Origin of the sequence: Actinosynnema sp. NPDC049800, assembly GCF_040656635.1 — a bacterium.
In the GTDB taxonomy this organism is placed as follows: Bacteria; Actinomycetota; Actinomycetes; order Mycobacteriales; family Pseudonocardiaceae; genus Actinosynnema.
The window spans coordinates 40,584-60,936 of sequence record NZ_JBFAMT010000048.1 but is presented as its reverse complement, the minus strand read 5'-3'; the positions used below and the strand labels follow the sequence as shown (position 1 = coordinate 60,936).

Sequence of the window (20,353 nt, the reverse complement as noted above, 5' to 3'; positions counted from 1 at the left end):
AGCCGATGATGGGTGCGAAGTCCAGGCTGCGTCGCGCGGCCTACGAGGCCGAGTTGCGGCAGTTGCAGGCCGAGTTGGTGAAGGTGCAGGAGTGGGTGCGCGTCGAACGGGCGCGGGTCGTGATCGTGTTCGAGGGGCGTGACGCGGCGGGCAAGGGCAGCACCATCAAGCGGATCACCGAGTACCTCAACCCGCGCATCGCCCGCATCGTGGCGCTGCCGGCGCCCACCGAACGCGAGCGCACGCAGTGGTACTTCCAGCGATACACCTCCCACCTGCCCGCCGCCGGGGAGATCGTGCTGCTCGACCGCAGCTGGTACAACCGCGCCGGCGTCGAACGGGTCATGGGGTTCTGCACGCCCGAGGAGCACCGCAGGTTCCTGCAGCAGTGCCCGGTGTTCGAGCGGATGCTCGTCGACGACGGGATCCTGCTGCGCAAGTACTGGTTCTCGGTCAGCGACGCCGAGCAGGAGAAGCGGTTCCGACGCCGGTTGGACGACCCTATGCGGCGCTGGAAGCTCTCGCCGGTCGACGTCGACTCGATCGCCAGGTGGGAGGACTACTCCCGCGCCAAGGACGAGATGTTCGTCCACACCGACACCGCCGAGTGCCCCTGGTACGTGGTGGACAGCGACGACAAGCGGCGAGCCCGCGTCAACATGATCGCCCACCTGCTGTCCACCCTGCCGTACTACGAGGTGGAGCCGCCCGCCTTCCGGCTACCACCACGTCCCGCGTCCACCGGCTACCACCGCACCGACCGGCGCCTGCAGACCTACGTCCCCGACCACGCGGCATCGCTGCGCTGAGCCCCGGGTCCCGCGCCACCGCGTCCGAACGTCCCGTCCGGTCGACCTCCTTCGAACCTGCCAGTGCGCCCGCGGAACGCGGAACCTGGACAGCAGAGAGGAGCTGAGTGACGTGGATTACACATCGAGGCACAAGGCGATGCTGAGGGCGGTCGCGCAGGGCAGGGGGCAACTGGTCGGAATCGGGCGTCCGAGCCTGGCGGTCGACGGGCTGTGGTGCGACTTCACCGCCACCAACGACCTCGTGCTCGGCGGCCTCGTCCGGTCGGCGGGCTCGATGGCGGTGCTCACCACCACCGGCGCGGCCGTCCTCGACCGGCTGACGAGGTAGGGACCGAAGACCCCGCGGGACCGGGCCGACCGCCGCTGTAGGCCGCTCGCGAAGACGCGGGAGGGTGGTGTCCCGCGACAGACCAGCCAGGAGAGGTGATGGGCAAGCGCTCCGCCGAGCCGACCTCGCTGACCTTCCTCGGTGCCACCGGCACCGTGACCGGCAGCAAGTTCCTGTTCGACACCGGGTCGTCCGGAGTTCTGGTCGACTGCGGCCTGTTCCAGGGACTCGCGCCGTTGCGCCGACGCAACTGGCAGCCGCCCCGACTCGACCTCGACCGCCTCGACGCGGTCGTCCTGACCCACGCCCACCTCGATCACTGCGGCTACCTGCCGGTCCTCGTGCGCAACGGCTGGCGCGGACCCGTCTACACCACGGAGGGCACCGCCGACCTCGCCGCGATCGTGCTCGCCGACAGCGCCCACCTCATGGTCGAGGACGCACGGCAGGCCAACGAGGGCGGCTGGACCAGGCACAACCCGGCGTTGCCGCTCTACGACACCGACGACGCCGCCGCGGCCGTCCGGCTGTTCCAGACCATGGACTTCGACGTGCCCTGGCGCATCGCCCGCGGCGTCGACCTGGAGTTCGGCCGCAGCGGGCACATCCTCGGCTCAGCGTGGGCCAACCTCGACCTCGGCGGCCGCACCGCGGTCGTCAGCGGCGACCTCGGCAGGCAGCACCACCGCATCCTGCTGCCGCCCCGGCCACGTCCCGAGTGCGACGCGTTGCTGGTCGAGTCCACCTACGGCGACCGCGCGCACGACGACGAGCGCGCCACCGCGTTGCTGGCCGACACGATCCGCAGCACCGCCGCGCGCGGCGGCAGCGTGCTCATCCCCGCCTTCGCCGTCGACCGCACCGAAGTCGTCCTCATCGAGCTGGCCAAGCTCACCCGCGCCGGCACCATCCCCGAGCTGCCCGTGTTCGTGGACAGCCCGATGGCGCTCGCCTCGCTGCGCGTCTACCGCCAAGCCGTCGCCAAGGCCTGGCCGGAGGTCCGACCCGAACTGCTGCACACCCACGAGGACCCGTTCGACCCCGGCAGGCTGGCCGAGCTGCACACCGCCACGCAATCCATGACCGTCAACAACCCCGCGCAGCCCTCGATCATCATCTCCGCGTCCGGCATGGCCACCGGTGGGCGCGTGCTGCACCACCTCAAGCAGATGCTGCCCGACCCCCGCCACACCGTCCTCGTCGTCGGCTATGCCGCCGCGGGCACCCGGTCCCGGCAACTGGCCACCGGCACCCGCGAGATCAAGATCCACGGCCGTTACGTGCCGGTCAAGGCCGAGGTCCAGGTCCTCGACGCGTTCAGCGCCCACGCCGACGCCGACGAACTGCTCGCCTGGACGACCGACGGACCAGAACCCGGCACCACTTACCTCGTGCACGGCGAACCCGAGGCGTCGACGGCCCTGGCTGCCCGACTGTCCGCTGAACACGGCTGGAACGCGGTCGTGCCCCGTGACGGCGAGCGGGTCCTGATCTGATCACGCCATAGCGGGCACCACGCAGGGTGACGTTGGCGCGTGCACCATGGGGCGCGGACGAGCAGATAGCCGTCGCGTGCGTCGCGTCGAACTGGCTGAGCGCCCCCTCCGGCCGTCTCCGCCCCGACTTCGCGGCGACCGTGGTCGAGGGCGGTGGTCACTACCTCGACACCTCGCTCCGCCGCACGGCGAGTCGCGGCGGGGGCAAGTCCGTCCTCCGCGAATGCCCGAATGCCGAGCGCTCGTCGGGAAACGCCTCGAGGGTGGGAGTGCGTCATCGTCCCGGTCGCCGACAAGCCGTAGCGGCGCGCCGCCGCCGTGGAGCTCGTGCCGTCGAACCCCAACGCCGGCCGATGTCCGTGCGACCGCTTCCGCAGCATCCAAGGCGGGCCGACTTCGACGCTGCCGCACTCGGCAGCCGAACAGCGTTCGTCGGAGGGCGGCACGGCATCCGACTCGGACTCCGACAGGGCCCCGGTCGGAGGGCTCTTCCCAGGCGGTACCAACGGCCGCGTTGAGCGGTTCGGGGCCCGCCTAGCGTTGGGAAGGGGCATGAGGAGCTTGGAGGTGCAGTATGGACGGACCGGTGGTGGTCCGGCACACCGGAACCTCGGACGGGCCGGTCGTCGTGGGAATCGATGGTTCTCCGGTCGGTCACCGCGCCACCGCTTCCGCGTTCGAGGAGTCCGCACCACTGACCACCGTGATCCCTCGCGATGAATTCGTGCAGGACACTGCTGACGGCTCACTTCGACTCGTGGCGGGCTGGGGCGGGGGCCAGGCGGAGGGGCGTCCGGCGCCTGCGGAGCGGCCGGTCGGGTGGCGGGAGACGCACCCGGATGTCGCCGTCGAGCGTGAAGCGGGGCGGGGGCGTCCGACGCGGGCATTGCCAGACGTGGCGCGGCACCGGCTGCTCGTCCTGGGCAGTCGTGGGTACGGCGGCTCCGCCGGAATGCTGCCCGACTCCACCAGCCAGGCGCGGGTCCAGCACGCGCGCTGCCCGCTCGCCGTGGTGTGGCGGACGGAGGCGGAGCGGTGAAAGCCGAGGTCGGGGACTGGGTGGTGATCGAAGGCGTCACGCTGGGCGTGCCGACTCGGCGTGGACAGGTGGTGGAACTGCGCCATCCCGACGGGTCGCCGCCGTACCTCGTGCACTGGCTCGACACGGGCAAGCGGACACTGGTGTTCCCAGGGCCGGACGGCCGTGTCGTGACCGCCGAGGAGGAGGCGCGGCGTGTCGCTGCGGCGACGGAGGCGTTCGTGCCGTGAGAAGCCTGTCCGGGCTCGTCTTCCCTGTCGTGGTCTTGCCGCCGCCAGCGTGAGCGGGGTGCTGTGGTGGCCGGATCGGACTGCCGCCTCCCCGGTCCACCGCGCCGATCCGGTCGCGGGCCGGTCCGCCGGTACGGGTGTGCGTCGTTCACGTCGTGCGTGCTGTTCGTTGGTGCTGGCGGGGTGCGGACCGTCCGGTGGACCGCCTGCCGGCACCACCTCGTCCGCTCCGACGTCCGCTCCGGTGTCGCGTCCGCTCACGGTGGTGTCCGGCACGGTGAGGGCCAGGGCGAGGCGGGGTGTCTGCTGTTGGACGCGAACGGGAGTCAGTACCTGCTCCTGGCGGCGGCGATAGCCCCTGACGCTGCACGGACCCGGACCACCGGAATCGGCGACGCCCCGGATCGTGGCCCGGTCGAGGGTGGCCGTGCCCGGCGATCAGGCCTGCTCACCGGCTCCACCAGGTCGGCCACGAGGGGCGCGCCGGGAACCCGGCACGGCGTGGGAAGCCACCACCGATGACCTCCGGCCGGTGAAGCGCACCGGATGTCCGCCGTCGCCGGCCGCCCTGACCTAAGTCCCTCGCACCGGGCCCTTCCGGCCCTGAACTCCGTCGCGTCGCCCGCGTCCGCGGCGCCGGTCATCGATGCCGCTTCCGAGATCGGGTCCCAGGACCCGGTCGATTCGGCTTTCCTGGTCGTGCCGAAGTCGAAGGCCGTCCGCAGCGGGAGTTCGGCGTTCGGATGGTTCCCACACCTGGGAGCCGTGGTGGCGGGGCTGAGGTCGGGCGGAGTTTCGACGGTCGGCTCCGGATTCGCTCCATTGATCTTGCCTGGCATGCAAGAAGCCCGGCCTCAAGATCGAGGACCGGGCTTCTGACCTGCGTTTATAGATGGTGGACGATACTGGGATTGAACCAGTGACCCCTACCGTGTCAAGGTAGTGCTCTCCCGCTGAGCTAATCGTCCGAGGCGGAGACGGGAATCGAACCCGTGTACAGGGCTTTGCAGGCCCTTGCCTAAGCCACTCGGCCACTCCGCCGTGATTCCTGAAGGCTAGCACCCAGGAGTCAGGCCTGAGCCCAAGGGGCCCTCTGCCGAGCGGATGACGAGACTCGAACTCGCGACCCTCACCTTGGCAAGGTGATGCGCTACCAACTGCGCTACATCCGCATGCCCCGTGGATTACTTGGAACTTTTCCCTTTTGGGGCTTGTCGTTCCGGTCTTCCTCGGTGCGAGAGGAACTTTATTACATGCACCGCAGCGGGATCAAATCGGGGGGTCCTTGACCGCCTCGCGGGCCCGCTACCTGCGCTTTTACGTCAGGTCGTTGGAGATCAGGTGGGTCAGGGCCTCGTCGACGTCGACCCACAGGTGCTCGTTCCCGGGCACGACGACGTCGTAGGTCCGGTCGAGGAAGTCGGCCAGTTCCTGGGCCGAGGCCTCGAACATGGCGTGGCCGGACGGCGAGCTCAGTTCGATCACCACGACCTCGGGGTCGTCGGCGGCCGGGCGGATTCGGACGTCGCCGTCCCCCGCGTCGGCGATCAGGCCGTCGGCGAGCAGGTCGCGGGCGAAGACCCACTCCACCCAGCCGGCACGGCCGGTTCGGAACGCGGCGACTACCGCGTACGGGTCTTTCGTGTCATAGCGAAGCTCCACCTGCACCGGGACGGCCGGGGTCCTCGGCGCCAGCAGGTCGAAGACCGCTGTTGAGCGGAGTGTCACGTGGTCGTTGCGCATCGTCGTTACCCTCTTCTCCCTTCCCGGCCAATGGAACGACCGAGTTCTCTACTTGTGACGTATATGTGGCGAGGAACGCTCGACTCTCGATGGTTTATCACCCGATTGGGGCCATGCAACTCCACTGGGCTACCACCTCGATGCGTTCCGTGTCCACTGGGCCAGGCTGCTCCCATCTTGCTGGGTTTAACCTGAACCCGGTACCGGCTGTTGCGCGAATGTTGGACGTGAGGACCTCTCTGGTGGCTGACTCACCCCCGCCGCGACGCGACCCGGACCTGCGACGTCCCACCGACGTGGAACTCGCCGCGCGGGTGACGGTGGGTGACCGCACGGCGTTCGGTGAACTCTACGACCGGTACGGGAAACCGGCGTATTCGCTCGCCCGGCGGATCTGTGTCGATCCGGGCCTGGCCGAGGACGTCGTCCAAGAGGCGTTCCTGGCCCTCTGGCGCAACCCCGCGGCCTACGACCGCTCACGCGGCGGGTTCGGCACGTGGCTGATGACCGTCGTGCACCACCGCGCGGTTGACGCGGTCCGTCGCGAGAACACCCAGCGTAGACGAAGTGTCCCCTTGGCCGACGAGACCTCTGAGCTCAACGTCACACCGGCGGAAGGCGCGGACCAGGCCGCGTTGACCGCTGTGGTGGGCGCCGAGGTGCGTGAGGCGCTGCAACGGCTTCCCGAAGACCAGAGGCAGGTGCTCGCGCTGGCCTACCTGGGCGGCTACACGCAGATCGAGGTCGCGGCGTTGACCGGCATACCCCTCGGCACGGTGAAATCGCGCACGTTCGCCGCCATCCGCGGGCTGCGCACGGCACTGCGCTCGGTGTGGGCGGGCGAGACCGGCGGCGACGCGCCGGGCAGGACGACGGGAGCACAACGGTGAACCGGGACGACGACCGGTGCCCTGAGGAGGAGCTCGCGGTCGGCTACGCGATGCACGCGCTCGAGCCGGGCGAGGAAGCGTTGATTCGGGCCCACGTGCCGGGATGCGCGCGGTGTCAGGAGACGATTCGCGCCACACAGGAGGTGACGGCCGCGTTGGGCGGGTCGGTCCGCCAGTACGACCCGCCGGAGCGCCTGCGGACGCGTCTGATGGATGCGATCGAGAACACACCTCAGGTGCGCGTGGCGGAGGAGCCGGTTCCGCTCGGATCACGGCGACCTGACCGGTCCGGCGGGTCGGGGCGCAAGCTGCTCCTGGCCGCGGCGGCGTTGGTCGTGGTGGCCGGGATCGGTGTCGCGGGCGTCCGGTTCGTCCAGCTGAACGACCAGGTCGCCCAGCAGGACGTGCGGGCCGGGCAGTTGGAGCGCGCGCTGCGGATCGTGGCCGACCCGGATGCGAGCCGGGCCGTGCTGCAGGACGAGTCGGGTGACGCGGTGGCCGTGCTGCTGTCCGCCGACGACGCCGCCGCGATCGTGCCGACGGATCTGCCGGCCAACGACGTGACGCGGCAGATCTACGTGGTGTGGGGGACCAGCGCGCCGGAGCCTGTGGCGTTGGCCACATTCGACGTCACGGTGAGCGATGCCGACGTGCGACTTCTGGCTTGGTCGCCGGACGCGCACCGGCACAACGGCTTCGGGATCTCGTTGGAAGAAGGCCGCACGGCGCCCGCGCGGCCGTCGAGCGTATTGGCATCGGGCCAGGTAGGCCCCGCGTGAGCGACGAATGAGCGATGATGTGGGCATGAGCACAGAACAGCGCGAAGACACCGACAACGGCGCTCAGCACCTCCGCTGGTTCCGTCGCAACCCCGCGCTGAACATGACCTACCGCATCGGTGTCGGCGTGGTGGGTGGCTTGGTGCTGGTCGCGGGCGTGCTGATGATCCCGTACCCGGGGCCGGGCTGGTTGGTCGTCTTCGCCGGGCTGGCGATCCTGGCCACCGAGTTCGAGTGGGCGGGCCGGGTGCTGAGGTTCGCCAAGCGCTACTACGACGCGTGGGTCGCGTGGTTGCGGCGGCAGAACCTGTTGGTGAAGGGCCTCGTGCTGGCCGGCACCGGCCTCGTGGTGGTCGTGACGTGCTGGCTGCTCGGGGTGTTTGCGCTGGTAGGTGGCTGGTTCGGGCTCGAGTGGGCCTGGTTGGAGAGCCCGATTTTTGGTTCGCGGGGATGATGTTGTAAGCTATGGCCACACCGCGAGAGCGGGTGTGAGAACTGAATACGGGCGTTTAGCTCAGCGGGAGAGCGCTTCGTTCACACCGAAGAGGTCACTGGTTCGATCCCAGTATCGCCCACAGTGTGTTTTGCCGGGTCAACGGCCTGCAGACGATCTTCGTCTGCAGGCCGTTGATCGTTGCGGGGAGCAAATTGGGAGCGGATGATCTTGACCACTCCCGTATTTGCGAAGGAGGTCATGGGTTCGTGCTCCCCGTTTGCTCCCAGCGGTGTTGGAGTCCGGCGAGCATGGTGTCGATCATGGGTTGGGTGACGTGGGAGTAGACGCCCATGACGCCGTGGAACTTGTGGCCGATCCTTTTGTGCTGGAGTACTTCGGGGACGCCGTGTTCGATGAGCCAGGTCTTGTGGGTGTGGCGCAGGTCGTGGAAGTGCATCTCGGAGTTGATGCGCGGCCGGCCGGTGTCGCCGCGTAGGGCTGGTAGCCAGACGCGGCGGCGGAAGTTGGAGCGGCGGTGGAAGCCCCCGTCGGCACCGGTGAACACGAACCGGGCGGTGGGGTGGCGGTCGTGGTGGTCGTCGAGCAGGCCGGCCAGGAATTCGGGTAGGTGTACGGTGCGGACGCTGGCGGGGGTCTTGGGCGGTCCGAGGGTGAGTTTGCCGCCGACCTCGTGCAGGGCGCCGTCCTTGCCGTCGACGCGAATCTCGCCGATGCCCGTGTCGACGCGTGTCCATTGCAGGCCGATCAGTTCACCCCAGCGCAGGCCGGTGTAGGCGGCTGTGACGATCAGGGCGGCGTTGTCGGGGGACACGCGGGCGGCCAGGCCGGCGATCTGGGCGGCGGTGGCGTGGGGCCGTTCGGGTTGATCACCGGTGGCGAGGCGGAGTTTGCGGCAGGGATTTGCGCCGATCAGTTCCTCGTCGACGGCCTCGCCCATGATCCGTGACAGCAGGTTGACCACGTCGCCGACGCTGCGTTCGCTGAGCCTGCGGCGCAGCTGCTTGGCCCAGACCTTGACCGTCATCCGGGTCATGTCGCCCAGTTCGGTGTCGGCGAAGCGGGGCAGGATGTGGTTGCGCAGGTGCGAGTCGTAGGTGGCCCTGTGGGGTGCCAAAAGTCAGCCACATGGCCTGATCTGCGGTTAGGCGGCTGTGGGTTCGTACTCGTTGATGAGGCCGCCGAGGACTGGTCGGCGACGTATCGAGGTGCAGCGCGGCTGGGTGATCGGCTGGTCCGGTCGCGGTGGTGCGAGCTGTAGCGCCTGGTGGGGTCGGCGGTGGTTGTAGTGGGCCGCGTAGCGGTCCAGGACCGTTCGCAGGTGGTGTTCGTTGAGGATGAGTAGTCGGTCGGTGGCTTCGCGTCGGATGGTGCCGACGAACCGTTCGGCGTGGGCGTTGGCTCTCGGGCAGCGTGGTGGGATTTTCACGACCTTGATGCCTGCGCCAGCGAGGACGGCGTCGAATGAGGTGGTGAACTGGCCGGCCCGGTCCCGGATGAGGAACCGGAAGTCGTCGGCCCGATCGGTCAGGTCCATCAGCAGGTTGCGGGCCTGCTGGGTGGTCCAGGGACCATCGGGGTTGGTGGTGGTGCGGAGGATGTGGACGTAGCGGGTGGCGACTTCGATCACGAAGAAGACGTACACGCGTTTGAGGGTGACGGCGCAGTCGACGTGGAAGAAGTCGCAGGCCAACATGCTCGCGGCCTGTGCGCGGAGGAACTGTCGCCAGGAGGTGTCGGTGTCGCGCTGGGGCGCGGGTGGTATTCGCAGGCGCTTGAGCACGCGGCGAACCGTTGAGGCGGCTACCCGGTGGCCGAGCTTGAGCCGCTCACCTTGGATCCTGCGGTAGCCCCAGCCAGCGTTCCCCCGGGCCATCTGCTCGATCAACGCCACGACGGCGTCGTCGACCGGTGCGCGGCCGGTGCGGTGGGGGTAGGTCCACTTCTTCGTGACCAGGCGCCGGTGCCATCGAAGGATGGTGCCCGGTGTCACTAAACGGTGCTCGCGCAGCATCTGGGGGAGTCGGCGCACCAGCGCGGCGAGCACCGCGCGATCGGCCCACTCCAGCCGCGGGCGGGGATTGGTGCGGCGCAGTACGGCGACTTCGTGCCGCAGTACCAGCAGCTCCACGTCTTTGGCCGCCGATGACCGGCCGAGCAGAACCAACCAGCCAACGACCCGGACGAAGATCAGGTACAGCAGTCGTAGCGCCACGGCTCGCGATCATGCTCCTACAGCCTATGGTGCGCGATCGCCGCAGGTCGGTGCCTCAGTGCAGAGTTCTGGAACCCCACAGGCTTATCCCACTCGCTGGTTCGACTACGAGCCTTCGCTCCTCCGCTTCGTCAATCCCGTTTCGCGGATGTCGGAGCACTCCGGAGTCGGACTGACAGTATCCGAACCGAGAAAGATGAGCGGTTTATCCCAATAACTCATACCGTCATTACACGGAACTCTGTGCGAGATGTCGGAGTTCCACAAGTTGGACACTGCACCGCTTTCTGTGACAACGGTCGTCACCTGATCTCCGGCCTGAACTACGCGGAAAGTATCTAGCCGGTATTCAGGCCCGCTGCCGTATGCAATCACCTCAACTGGCAGCCCTCCCAGCACTATGGATCGCGACGCCTCCGCCACCCCGCCGCCGAAGTCCGTCCTGTCGAGCAACGGGGCCACCGTGGCGAAGGCTTGGATTACCACCGTGACCGACAGGCTGAGCCGACCACGCCCGGACCACACACCCTTGGCAGCGCCTTTGAGAGGTCGCGAAGGTGTCGGCGGGACCAGAAGTTTCAATTTGCTCCCAGATTGACCTCGCACCCTGATGTAGATCCACGTAAGGACGGCCAGTACGGCGAGCCCGAGAACAATCGATACCGGCGCGGCTACGAACAACAACAACCCGCCGATGGCGCCGGCCCCTAGAAGGGCGCGCGGACGGTATCCGCCGATCCATCGCAGCAGGAGAAGAAAGATAAACCCGGCAACGATAAGCGGCAGTAATGGGCTAATGAGCACCATGAGTAAGCCGATGAGGTCACCGCGCGCCGCGACCACGCGAAGTAGGACCCGGTCGTTGGCTGCCACCAGTAGGACCATCAGAACAAGCGTCGGAATCGTCGCAATGGTGGCTGTATTCAGATCTGCGAGGATCTGTCCCGATCCACCGGCAGGTTCGCGAGGTTCGGACCGGCCATCCTCAGGCTGCTCCACAGTTGCCGTCATACCGTTGCACTCCATAGGTGACCGTCGATCGCCCTTCATCCACCTATCGCAGTCGGGCTGCTGGCGTTACCTTTGCCGGCAGCCCGAGCAGGGGCGACAGTGGCCGAAACTTCGAAGAATTCCTCCATCTGATCATGCCCGTGGCGCCCGCTAGCGCTGCGTCACGCGGGACTGCAGAAACGAGCGGTGTATCTCCTGATCAAGGACGCGCACCTGAGGGCTGAGACGATGTGCGGCGTGGAGAACGCCGAGGACGCCGAGCTTGAGACAGCCTTGAACGGCCTGGCTGACAGCTGGTCGACAGCTGAGCGGCTCGTCGTGGCGGTGGGCCTGTCGGTCGGAGAACCATGGCGGCCGTCGGCTCCACGGCTGGTGGGGTGAGGGTGGCGCAGCCCAGGGATTCGGCGTGGATGCGAGAGATGTGAGCAGCCGTCGTCGACGATCCGCCAAGTCGGATAGGGCGGCGAACCAGAGCCGGTCCGCGGGCTCGTAGCGGACTGGACTCGTGAGCTGATCGGCCGAGGCCGTCGTCGGGATCGCGTCCCGGTTGGTCATCCTCTGGTCGTAAGCGTCAATGAGCGTGTCCGGGTCGAGCGGGCCATGCCGCGCCGACAGGATTCGCACCGCCACCCTGCGGCCTGCGGCGCCTGCCAGCTCGGCTTCCTCCTTCACCACGGCGAGGCTGTATCGGAACATCGCCCCGGTGTAGAGGCTCCGCGAGGCTCGGCCGGGCAAGCTTCGCCGCTCCGCACGGAATCACGAACAGCGTGCTGCTCACGTCCACGCTCACCACCTCATCGATGTCCGAGTGCGCAGGCTGATCCACATTCCACACGACCATCGTGCGACCCTCGCACCCCACCAAAGGTGAGGACGGCGAGGACCACGCCCGTAGCGGCGATGACCGCGATCGCGAGCCCGCCGCCGCCGAGCCTCCAGCGCGGCAGGAACAACGCGTTGCAGTCGGGGAGTCGGCGTTCCAGTACGGCGAGCAGCGCGCGGTCTGCCCAATCCAGGCGAGGGCACGAATTGGCCCGGCGCAGCACGGCGACTTCGTGTCGCAACACCAGCAGCTCGATGTCCTTCGCTGTCGATGGTTGGCCGAGTAGGACCGACCAGCCGCCGAGCCGGGCGAAGATCAGGTACAGCGGTCGTAGCGCCCACCTTCAGAGCGTGCCCCACAGCCGATGATGCACGATCACCGCAGATCAACAACCCAGTGCAGAGTTCTGACACCCATAGGTTGCGTCGTCGGGCTCATGTCGTGGTTGGCGCGGTCGCCTCGCTCGGCCATTCTGGTGATGGGTGGACGAGGGAACGGTCGGAGGTGGTGGACGCGTGGCGGATGCCGATCGGGTGCTGCATCAGGTCGCCGCCGCCGGAGTCGGGGCGATGGTGGTGCAGGCGGGCCGTGACGTCATCACCGGTGAGGTGTTCGTCGGTGGAACGGCCCGGTTGCGGGATGTGTGGCTTGATCCCGCACCGGTGTTCGACGAGGTCGGTGTGGACGGGTTCGTGGGCAGGGAGTGGTTGGTTGCGAAGGTGGACCGCTTCTTGCGCTTCCACGACCGCGGGTACGTGGTGGTGCAGGCGGCGGCAGGCCTGGGCAAATCGACTTTCGCCGCGTGGCTGGCCCGGGATCGCGGCTGGCCGTGCCACTTCACCCGCCGCCGTAACGGCAGGGCGACCGTGGTCGCCCTGCGGAACCTCGCGGCCCAGCTCATCAGCCAGTACGGCCTGGTGGAGCAGTTCGCCCCACGGGGAGTGGTCCCGGAGACGGCCGGCGAGCGCGGCTGGTTCGAGCAGGTGCTCCGGGCCGCCGCGGCTGTCGCGAGGGAGGAGGGTCGGCGGTTGGTGCTTGTGGTGGACGGATTGGACGAAGCCGAGCACGTGGACGGTGATCTGCCGCTGGGGCTGCCAGTCGCGTTGCCACAGGGGGTGTTCATTGTGGCCACCTGTCGTACCGGGACCGACCTGGCCGCGTTGCGCCGGCCGTGGGAGGTGCTGGCCATCGCGGCCGGGGATGAACGCAACACCGCAGACCTGCGACAGTTCCTGACCGCGGTGACCGCTGCGGAGCCGCTCGCGTCGTCGCTGGCCCACGCCCAGGTGTCGACCGAGATGTTGGTGCGCCAGCTTGTCGATCGCTGTCGGGGTGTGTGGGTGTACGCCCGCTATGTGCTCGACGAGGTGCGCTATGGGCTACGCGCTCCCTCGGATCTGGACCGGCTGCCCGGCGACTTGGCGCACTACTACGCCGAGAGCTTGGGGGTGCTGCGGCAAGATTGGCGGTGGGGCGAGGTCTGCCTGCCTCTGCTCGGAGTGCTGGCCGCGGCGGTCGAGCCCCTTACTGTCGACAGCCTGAGCAGGTTGGCCGGGATCGCTGACGGTGAGGTGCGCCGGCTGTGTTCCGGTCGACTGCGTCCTTTCCTTGCCGACCACGAGGGCGATAACCGCAATCGGCGCTACGGCATCTACCACGCCAGTTTGCGGGAGTTCCTCACTGACACCGCGCTCGATGGTGCCCATGGCGTCACCGCGCACGCGGAGGAGCTGGCCGCCGCCACGGCCGAGGCCCACCATCGCATCACGGACCACTACCTGGTGGAGTTCGGCGGCCTCGACACCGGGTTTGACCGCTTGGTCACACGACCGGACCTCGCCACCCGGGACGGCGGGTACGCGTTGCGGAACCTCGCCTACCACCTTGCGTCCGCCGGACGGGTCGCGGAGCTGCACGACCTCGTGAGCTGCGAACGAACTAGTGAGCGGGGTGTCCGCAATGTGTGGTTCGACGCCCACGATCACATGGGGACGGTCGACCGCTACCTCGCCGACGTGAGCCGCGCCCGTAGGCACGCAGAAGCCGAGACCGACCGCGGACTGGCGGCCGGGCGCGTGGTCCCGTCCATCGGACTGGAGCTCCGTTACGCGTTGATCACCGCGGGTGTCACCTCGTTCGTCGCGAACATCCCGATCCCCTTGCTGGTCGCATTGGTGAAGGCAGGGAGTTGGACGACCGCGCGTGCGCTGGCCTGCGTGCGACAGCTGCAAACACCGGGTGAGAAGGTGTTCGCTCTCGCCGCGCTGCTGCCGCATTTGTCCGGTTCCTCCGCTGCGGACGTACTCGCGCAAGCCCTCACCGCGGCTCGCCGGATTCCCGATCACAGCTCCTAGGCGAAGGCTCTGCTACGCCTGGCCGATCACCTTCCGGAACACGAACGGGTGCGCGCGCTGGTGGAGGCGCTGGATACCACGGCCGCCATCGTCGACGAGGAGGACCGCGCGCAGGTGCTCGGCGCGTTCCCCCCTGAGCTGCCAGACCACCTGGTGGCACAGGCAGCCGCCATCGCGATGGAGATCGAGCACGAGGAGCACAGGCAAGAGGCGCTGACGTGTCTCGTTCCACGACTATCTGCTGACGACTTGGCCGAAGTGCTGGACGCGACTACCTCGATGGCTGACACGTTCGCGCGGACCTTGCTCCTCGACGCGCTGGTCCAGCGCGTTCCGGCCAGTCTGGACGGCGAGTTGCCCGCCATCGTGCGCGGGATCGCGGCACCGGACGATCGGGCGTGGTTGTTGTCAAAGCTGGCCACCCGACTTCCTGCGGCGGAGCGCTACGTGCTCGAGGACGAGGTTCTCGACACGGCGCGATCGGCTTCGGCACCTCTCAACCGGGTATGGGGACTGATTGCGGCGAGCGAGCAGCTCACTGGGGCCAACCGGCACGTCGCCATCTCGGAGGCATTGGGCACCGCACGGGAACAGGATGCGGACGACCGGCCGAAGCTCCTGCACCTGATCATGCACTACCTGTCCGAAGGGGATCGGTCGCACTTGTTGGACGAGACACTGGCCGCTGTCCTGGAGGTCGAGGACGAGACGGAACGGTGTGCGTTGCTGTGCTCGATGCGGCACTGGCTGACGGCGGAACAGACGAGACGGTTGGCTGACCGTGTCCACGAGTTCGGCAGTCCTTTCGAGCGCGTTCGGCTCACTGCCGCACTCGCTCCGCGCTGGCCTTCTGCGCAGCAGCGGGAAGCGGTACGACGATCCATCGACGACGTCATCGCGATGTCGGAGGACTATCTCCGCGCCGATGCCCTCCTCATCCTGGTGCCGCACCTCGCCGAGGAGGATCTGGAGAAGGCAGTCGCAGTCGCGTCCGTCATCGAGCGGGACGACCTGCGGATGGGCATCATCGGAGCCCTCGCGCCGATGCTGCCGCAGGCGTTGTTGGCAGAGGCGCTGAACATGACCCGGAGCATCTGGGCCGATGACAGCTATGCCTGGTTGATCGGCGAGATCGCGCGCCACCTCCCGCTTCGGGTCCGTGAACCGCTGCTCGAACGGGCGTCGGCCGCAGCCCGGGCGGTGCTCGTCGAACGATCGCGAGCGTTCGCCCTGAAGAACCTGGCCGTATGCGTGGATGTGGGATGGCGGTCGGTCCTGCTGGAGGAGGCATTGGGAGCCGCCCGTGCCACTCGAGAACCGACCAACCGAGTATGGGCGTTGGCTGCGGTCGCCGCCGCGCTGCCTGCTCCGCAGCACCACGAGGTCATGCGTGAAGCGGTGAGGGCGGCGGCGGACGTCGACGACGACGAAGTCCGCCCGTGGCTGCTGTCCAGGATCGCTGCCCGACTGCCCGACCCGCTGCGCTCCGAGGTGCTGGCGTTGGCACTACAGGGCGCGCACAGCCTGGAGACGCCCTCATACCGAGTCGCGCTGATGGTGGTGATCGCGGCCGAGATGTCCTCGCGTGAGGGACTCGATGTGCTGAAGGAGGCGCTGTCTACTGCCCGTGACCTCGACAGTGGTGGCACACCGCTGGCCCGATCGCTGGGTGTGCTGGCCAGATACGCGCCGCAGCGGGTGCTGGCCGGTTTCCTCACCACAGTGCGAGCGGTGCTCGCAGCCGATGACGTGTGGGGAACATCCGACCACGACGTGGCCGCCCTGACCGGTCACGTGGGACGCGTGCCGCAGGCCCTCGTACGGCACGCGCTGGCCGCGACCAGGGCGTTGCCGGCTCGCCACGACATGACGAGGATGTGGGGGCACGTGGCACTCCACCTACCGCAGCCCGTTTGGGACGAGGTACTGGCCGAGGTCGTCAATACCGCCCGGTGGACCGGTGACGCGAAGCGCGCCGTGCTGAGGCAGGCCAAGGAGTTGTGGACCGGCGGTGTCCGGGGCGAGGATTGGGCGATAGTCCGCCGCATGCTCGACGGAGACCTGCGCGCCTGCCAAGCCGCGTTGGCCGAGGCGATTCCCCTCGTGCACCGGGTCGGCGGGACCGAAGCTGTCGAGCAGATCCTCGCGGCGACCGAGGCGGTCCGCCGGTGGTGGGCCCCGTCGACGACCATGGGCGACGGGCGGAATCCGTCGCCCCGGTGATGCGGGCGGGTCGGTCTTGGTACTGTGCCGCTCGAAGGATCATCACTGCCGGTCGAGCGGCGTGCCCTGTATTCGTCATAAGTTCGCCCGCGCGGGACAGCAACGTTTGTCGTACCGGAAGTCGGCCACATAGTCCGACCTGCGATTGGGCTGTGGATCCGTATTTGTCCGTTCTCGCGTCACAACACGAGCAGTTCGGCCGCCTTGGTCACCTCCGCGTGGTCAAGGGCCTCGGCATGGTGGGTGTGGGGTGTCAATAGTCGGCCACGTGGTCTGGCGACTTTCATCAAATTCCGTGCGACCGCTTGCTTTGAAAGCCCTGCTGCGGTTCAATCAACAGATGAACCCCCACATCGATTTTCCGCAGTTAGTCTCAGCACTTAGCGGAAGCGACTTCGCGGGCACGCCGCTGGGCAGCTTCAAAGTCGAAAACAATAAGCGGTTCTTCGTGAACCCACAATTGCTCGTCGAGGAAGCCTTGGGCGATCTGGAGTCGTCGGTCGTCCTAATTTCAGCGCGAGGAGCTGCAGGCAAAAGTCGAGCAGCAGAGGAACTGTCACGACAACTCGGCGCACCGCTCTGGAAACTGGAGCAAGACAAAGCTGTTGGCGGGACATCACTGTCATTCGTTCTGGGAAAGTATCTCGATTCAACCAGTATAGAGTCCGCCCTCGCCAGTTTTAATTCGCCCACAATACTTATTGACTCGCTCGATGAGGCACGTGCTCGAGTCTCGGGAACGTCTTGGTCCGAGTTTCTCCAGTCACTCGTTGAAGCTATTCACTTCGGCTGTCGATTTATTTTGTTTGGACGCGAGAGGACCCTGGAAGAGGTATGGGTAGGCCTCGACGATGCAAGTGTGTCTACAGCATGGCTCGAAATTTCACATTTCGGCCCGAATGAGCGACTTGAATATGTCGACGGCATGGTCAGTCTCCGGAGTAGGAGCGGGACCCCTCTCAACGGTCCCTACTATCAGGCCGCCCGCGATGCAGTACTCACATCTATCGTAAGTTCCGTTCCCGGTGGAGCAGCCGATACCTTCGCTGGCTATGCGCCTGTACTTGACGCTGTCGCAGCAGTATTGCTGCGAGAGGAGAACCACTTCGCTGTTTCTAGAAGCTTCGGCGAATCAAATGGACTAGCACGGCATCTAGGAGAACTTAAACATGTTCTCGATGACCTGCTTATCCGCGATCAACTCAAGATGGCGCCTGTCGCAACTCAACTTGGCCTCGCACCGTCATCGGTGTACACACCAGAGGAACAGATTGATTGGCTGTGCCATGATCTTGAAGGCGGACCGGAACCAGAGTTGCGTCACATTGCCGATCCCAGAGTACGGGCAGACTATATTGACAATGTCCGCCCATTTCTAAATGACCATCCGTTTCGCAATGACGCAAAGTGGGCCAGCACGGTCTTCACGGCTTATACAGCATCGCAACGCTTCGGCACTACAATCGATGGCCAACGGTTGATCGATATAGGCAACGATTCGAGCTTGCTGTTCGACCTTCTCGCACTCCAATCCGAAGAATTGTTGATCGACGAATGGCAATTTGCCGCCCTGCATGCCTCAATTACGGCAGGTGAGTTTAGCGGAGCTCTGGCCACCGTCACTGCTTCAGAGGTCGACGGAGGAGAATTCACAGGAGCGATGAGCGTACTCCGCGCGGGCATCCCCTCCCAAACCGCCCTTACGCTGATTTCGGAATCGCCACAAGTGGTTCGACTTTTCGGGCCACTCGAAGGACTTACCTTCTCGACTTCCTGCGAGGTCAGGATCCCCGCGAGGGATACTCCGACGGTCTTGGGGCCAGACCTTTTTCTGCGCTGCGGGTCATTGGCAATCGAAGGTTACTCTGTCGAATTCGCGCACCGTGCCGCACCTGCAACGAGTCACGATGCGCCTAATGGTGTCGTCATATTTGAGGTTGATTCCCGTGTTGAACTTCCAGGAGCAATTGCCCGGGATCCGTGGCCCGGAGACTTCGAACTTCATGTTCCGGATAGCACAACACTACCTTACCCCTGGGTCAACTATCGCCAGACGCTGATCCTCACAGAGAAAGCAGATCCGAATGACCGGGCGGTTCGCCTACTTAGAATGCTCATGAACTTGACTCGAAATCACGGACACACCGGCGAACGTGCCACATTCACTATGAAGCTGCAAGGACGCCAATCGGTGAAAGGAACCGAGTTCCAAGCCGCCTTGAAAGTACTGGTTCGCCGAGGTGTCGTACGCGTTGCGAGTGACATGATTTACGTCCGCGAGGAGTATGAACGCTACCGCTTCAGTGGAAAATTCACTCCGGGACAGAGAACAATCGACGATGTATGGGATGTCTGGCGCCCAGTGGCGGAGGAGATAGCTCAGCATCTGAGTTGACTTCAACCCATCACGTCACAGTGCTGCGCCGAGGGGGTCTAGTTGCCACCAGAGAATGGCATGCGGAGTTGCGTGGATCGCGCATGCGAACAGGCAGGCGGCGGGGCACGGCTCATTCTACGAGCAGCGGAGGCAGCACGCGGCGCTCGCCCGACGGCTCGCCGAGGCGGTGGAGATTTCCGCGGTCACCGCTGAAGCCGCTCGGCGGGCACGTCGCTTCCTGGCCGTACCTGTGGGGTGCCAATAGTCGGCCACACGGTCTGACCTGTGGTTAGGCGGCTGCGTGTTCGTACTCGTTGATCAGGCCGCCGAGGACTGGTCGGCGGCGTATCGAGGTGTGGCCCGGTTCTGGGATCGGCTGGTTCGGTCGTGGTGGCAAGAGTTGCAGTGCTCTGTGTGGTCTGCGGTGGTTGTAGTGGGCCGCGTAGCGGTTCAGCACGGTCCGGAGGTGGTGTTCGTTGATGATGAGCAGGCGTTCGGTGACTTCTCGCCTGACGGTTCCGATGAACCTCTCGGCGTAGCAGTTGGCTCGTGGACACCGTGGCGGGATCTTCACGACCTTGATGCCTTCGCCGGAGAGGACCGCGTCGAACGAAGTGGTGAACTGGCCGGCCCGGTCGCAGATGAGGAACCGGAAGTCGTCTGCCCGGTCACCCAGATCCATGAGCAGGTTGCGGGCCTGTTGGGTCGTCCAGGGGCCATCGGGATGGTGGTGGCGCCGAGGATGTGGACGTAGCGGGTGGCGACCTCGATCACGAAGAACACGTAAACCCGCTTGAGGGGGAACGCGCAGTCGACGTGGAAGAAGTCGCAGGCCAGCAGGCTCGTGGCCTGCGCGCGTAGGAACCGTCGCCATGACATGTCGGTGTCGCGCCGGGGTGCGGGCGGTATTTGCAGGCGCTTGAGCACGCGGCGAACCGTTGAGGCGGCTACCCGGTGGCCGAGCTTGAGCAGCTCGCCTTGGATCCTGCGGTAGCCCCAGCCGGCGTTCTCCTGGGCCATCCGCTCGATCAACACCGTGATGGTGTCGTCGACCTGTGGGCGGCCGGTGTGGTGGGGAGAGGTCCGCTTCTTCGTGACCAGGCGCCGGTGCCATCGCAGGGTGGTGCCCGGTGTCACCACTCGGTGCTCGCGCAGTATCTGCGGTAGTCGGCGTACCAGCGCGGCGAGTACAGCGCGATCGGCCCACTCCAGCCGTGGGCGGGGGTTGGCGCGGCGTAGTACGGCGATTTGGTGCCGCAGCACCAGCAGCTCCACGTCCTTGGCCGTCGATGACCGGCCGAGCAGGGCCAGCCAGTCGACGACACGGACGAAGAGCAGGTACAGCAGTCGTAGCGCTATGCCTCGTGATCATGCCTCTACGGCTCATGGTGCGCGATCGCCGCAGCTCAGCGCTCAGATGCAGAGTTCTGGAACCCCACACGGGAGGCGGCACCGTCGGCGGCGATCGTGGACTCGCCGTCGGTGCGCGCGGCCGAGTGAGGAGAACGAGCTCTACACTGATCGGCTCCGGTTGCGCATGGCCGTCGTGCTGGGACTGGTGGCGCCCGGCTGGCTTGGT

At 66.6% G+C, this 20,353-nt stretch carries 18 protein-coding genes and 4 tRNA genes; 13 read left to right on the top strand and 9 right to left on the bottom strand.

Annotation, left to right across the window (positions count from 1 at the left end; translation table 11 throughout):
- Positions 1-8 precede the first annotated feature (8 nt).
- From ppk2 to AB0I91_RS34950, 5 genes are all read left to right on the top strand, one after another.
- On the top strand, positions 9-809 hold the full coding sequence (ppk2, locus tag AB0I91_RS34970; protein WP_499640750.1) for a polyphosphate kinase 2: 801 nt from the start codon (positions 9-11) through the stop codon (positions 807-809).
- A gap of 112 nt (positions 810-921) precedes the next feature.
- Complete coding sequence (locus tag AB0I91_RS34965) at positions 922-1,140, top strand: hypothetical protein (RefSeq protein WP_498781098.1); 219 nt, start codon at positions 922-924, stop codon at positions 1,138-1,140.
- A 98-nt stretch (positions 1,141-1,238) separates the two neighbouring features.
- Positions 1,239-2,636, top strand: coding sequence for an MBL fold metallo-hydrolase RNA specificity domain-containing protein (locus AB0I91_RS34960; RefSeq protein WP_499640748.1), 1,398 nt, complete (start codon positions 1,239-1,241; stop codon positions 2,634-2,636).
- A gap of 574 nt (positions 2,637-3,210) precedes the next feature.
- Positions 3,211-3,675: a universal stress protein gene (locus AB0I91_RS34955; RefSeq protein WP_498781094.1), complete on the top strand. Its 465-nt coding sequence runs from the start codon at positions 3,211-3,213 to the stop codon at positions 3,673-3,675.
- Positions 3,672-3,905, top strand: a complete 234-nt coding sequence (locus tag AB0I91_RS34950) for a DUF1918 domain-containing protein (protein ID WP_498781093.1) — start codon at positions 3,672-3,674, stop codon at positions 3,903-3,905. Before AB0I91_RS34955 ends, AB0I91_RS34950 begins: the two co-directional genes overlap by 4 nt.
- 893 nt (positions 3,906-4,798) lie before the next feature.
- Here the strand turns inward: AB0I91_RS34950 and AB0I91_RS34945 are convergent.
- The 4 genes from AB0I91_RS34945 to AB0I91_RS34930 all read right to left on the bottom strand — a co-directional run bounded on the left by AB0I91_RS34945 (position 4,799) and on the right by AB0I91_RS34930 (position 5,648).
- Positions 4,799-4,873, bottom strand: a tRNA-Val gene (locus AB0I91_RS34945).
- A 1-nt stretch (position 4,874) separates the two neighbouring features.
- Positions 4,875-4,946 (bottom strand) — tRNA-Cys (locus tag AB0I91_RS34940).
- A 58-nt stretch (positions 4,947-5,004) separates the two neighbouring features.
- Positions 5,005-5,077, bottom strand: a tRNA-Gly gene (locus AB0I91_RS34935).
- Between the two features lie 145 nt (positions 5,078-5,222).
- The gene (locus tag AB0I91_RS34930; RefSeq protein ID WP_073893954.1) at positions 5,223-5,648 is read right to left on the bottom strand and encodes an SsgA family sporulation/cell division regulator; all 426 of its coding nucleotides are present in this window, start codon (positions 5,646-5,648) and stop codon (positions 5,223-5,225) included.
- Between the two features lie 242 nt (positions 5,649-5,890).
- Between AB0I91_RS34930 and AB0I91_RS34925 the strand changes: the two genes are divergently transcribed.
- From AB0I91_RS34925 to AB0I91_RS34910, 4 genes are all read left to right on the top strand, one after another.
- Entirely contained in the window at positions 5,891-6,538 is a 648-nt protein-coding gene (locus AB0I91_RS34925; protein WP_498781450.1) for an RNA polymerase sigma factor, read from the top strand.
- Positions 6,481-7,317: an anti-sigma factor gene (locus AB0I91_RS34920; protein ID WP_499640744.1), complete on the top strand. Its 837-nt coding sequence runs from the start codon at positions 6,481-6,483 to the stop codon at positions 7,315-7,317. The genes AB0I91_RS34925 and AB0I91_RS34920 overlap by 58 nt, the downstream gene beginning before the upstream one ends.
- Before the next feature lie 25 nt (positions 7,318-7,342).
- The gene (locus AB0I91_RS34915; protein WP_499610547.1) at positions 7,343-7,771 is read left to right on the top strand and encodes a TIGR02611 family protein; all 429 of its coding nucleotides are present in this window, start codon (positions 7,343-7,345) and stop codon (positions 7,769-7,771) included.
- A gap of 49 nt (positions 7,772-7,820) precedes the next feature.
- Positions 7,821-7,892: transfer RNA gene (locus tag AB0I91_RS34910), tRNA-Val, on the top strand.
- Between the two features lie 117 nt (positions 7,893-8,009).
- Here AB0I91_RS34910 and AB0I91_RS34905 read toward each other — a convergent pair.
- The 3 genes from AB0I91_RS34905 to AB0I91_RS34895 all read right to left on the bottom strand — a co-directional run bounded on the left by AB0I91_RS34905 (position 8,010) and on the right by AB0I91_RS34895 (position 10,997).
- Complete coding sequence (locus tag AB0I91_RS34905; RefSeq protein WP_499640742.1) at positions 8,010-8,888, bottom strand: tyrosine-type recombinase/integrase; 879 nt, start codon at positions 8,886-8,888, stop codon at positions 8,010-8,012.
- 27 nt (positions 8,889-8,915) lie between these two features.
- The gene (locus AB0I91_RS34900) at positions 8,916-9,986 is read right to left on the bottom strand and encodes an integrase core domain-containing protein (protein ID WP_499640740.1); all 1,071 of its coding nucleotides are present in this window, start codon (positions 9,984-9,986) and stop codon (positions 8,916-8,918) included.
- Positions 9,987-10,091: 105 nt separating this feature from the next.
- Complete coding sequence (locus AB0I91_RS34895) at positions 10,092-10,997, bottom strand: hypothetical protein (protein WP_499640738.1); 906 nt, start codon at positions 10,995-10,997, stop codon at positions 10,092-10,094.
- Between the two features lie 186 nt (positions 10,998-11,183).
- On the opposite strand from AB0I91_RS34895, the gene AB0I91_RS34890 reads away from it, so the two are divergent.
- From AB0I91_RS34890 to AB0I91_RS34875, 4 genes are all read left to right on the top strand, one after another.
- Positions 11,184-11,378, top strand: coding sequence for a hypothetical protein (locus tag AB0I91_RS34890; RefSeq protein ID WP_499640736.1), 195 nt, complete (start codon positions 11,184-11,186; stop codon positions 11,376-11,378).
- A gap of 957 nt (positions 11,379-12,335) precedes the next feature.
- Complete coding sequence (locus AB0I91_RS34885) at positions 12,336-14,174, top strand: P-loop NTPase family protein (RefSeq protein WP_499640734.1); 1,839 nt, start codon at positions 12,336-12,338, stop codon at positions 14,172-14,174.
- 48 nt (positions 14,175-14,222) lie between these two features.
- The gene (locus tag AB0I91_RS34880; RefSeq protein WP_499640732.1) at positions 14,223-16,397 is read left to right on the top strand and encodes a hypothetical protein; all 2,175 of its coding nucleotides are present in this window, start codon (positions 14,223-14,225) and stop codon (positions 16,395-16,397) included.
- Positions 16,398-16,665: 268 nt separating this feature from the next.
- On the top strand, positions 16,666-18,792 hold the full coding sequence (locus AB0I91_RS34875; protein ID WP_499640730.1) for a hypothetical protein: 2,127 nt from the start codon (positions 16,666-16,668) through the stop codon (positions 18,790-18,792).
- A 271-nt stretch (positions 18,793-19,063) separates the two neighbouring features.
- Here the strand turns inward: AB0I91_RS34875 and AB0I91_RS34870 are convergent, their stop codons facing one another.
- Both AB0I91_RS34870 and AB0I91_RS34865 read right to left on the bottom strand, forming a co-directional pair.
- The gene (locus AB0I91_RS34870) at positions 19,064-19,456 is read right to left on the bottom strand and encodes an integrase core domain-containing protein (RefSeq protein WP_499640728.1); all 393 of its coding nucleotides are present in this window, start codon (positions 19,454-19,456) and stop codon (positions 19,064-19,066) included.
- Positions 19,345-20,049, bottom strand: a complete 705-nt coding sequence (locus AB0I91_RS34865) for a transposase family protein (protein WP_499640726.1) — start codon at positions 20,047-20,049, stop codon at positions 19,345-19,347. Before AB0I91_RS34865 ends, AB0I91_RS34870 begins: the two co-directional genes overlap by 112 nt.
- Positions 20,050-20,353: the final 304 nt, after the last annotated feature.

Excerpts from the sequence above, each read along its gene's own strand:
- ppk2 (WP_499640750.1), top strand. The coding sequence starts at position 9 with ATGGGTGCGAAGTCCAGGCTGCGTCGCGCGGCCTACGAGGCCGAGTTG.
- AB0I91_RS34960 (WP_499640748.1), top strand. The coding sequence starts at position 1,239 with ATGGGCAAGCGCTCCGCCGAGCCGACCTCGCTGACCTTCCTCGGTGCC.
- AB0I91_RS34955 (WP_498781094.1), top strand. The coding sequence starts at position 3,211 with ATGGACGGACCGGTGGTGGTCCGGCACACCGGAACCTCGGACGGGCCG.
- AB0I91_RS34930 (WP_073893954.1), bottom strand. The coding sequence starts at position 5,648 with ATGCGCAACGACCACGTGACACTCCGCTCAACAGCGGTCTTCGACCTG.
- AB0I91_RS34915 (WP_499610547.1), top strand. The coding sequence starts at position 7,343 with ATGAGCACAGAACAGCGCGAAGACACCGACAACGGCGCTCAGCACCTC.
- AB0I91_RS34895 (WP_499640738.1), bottom strand. The coding sequence starts at position 10,997 with ATGACGGCAACTGTGGAGCAGCCTGAGGATGGCCGGTCCGAACCTCGC.
- AB0I91_RS34870 (WP_499640728.1), bottom strand. The coding sequence starts at position 19,456 with ATGGATCTGGGTGACCGGGCAGACGACTTCCGGTTCCTCATCTGCGAC.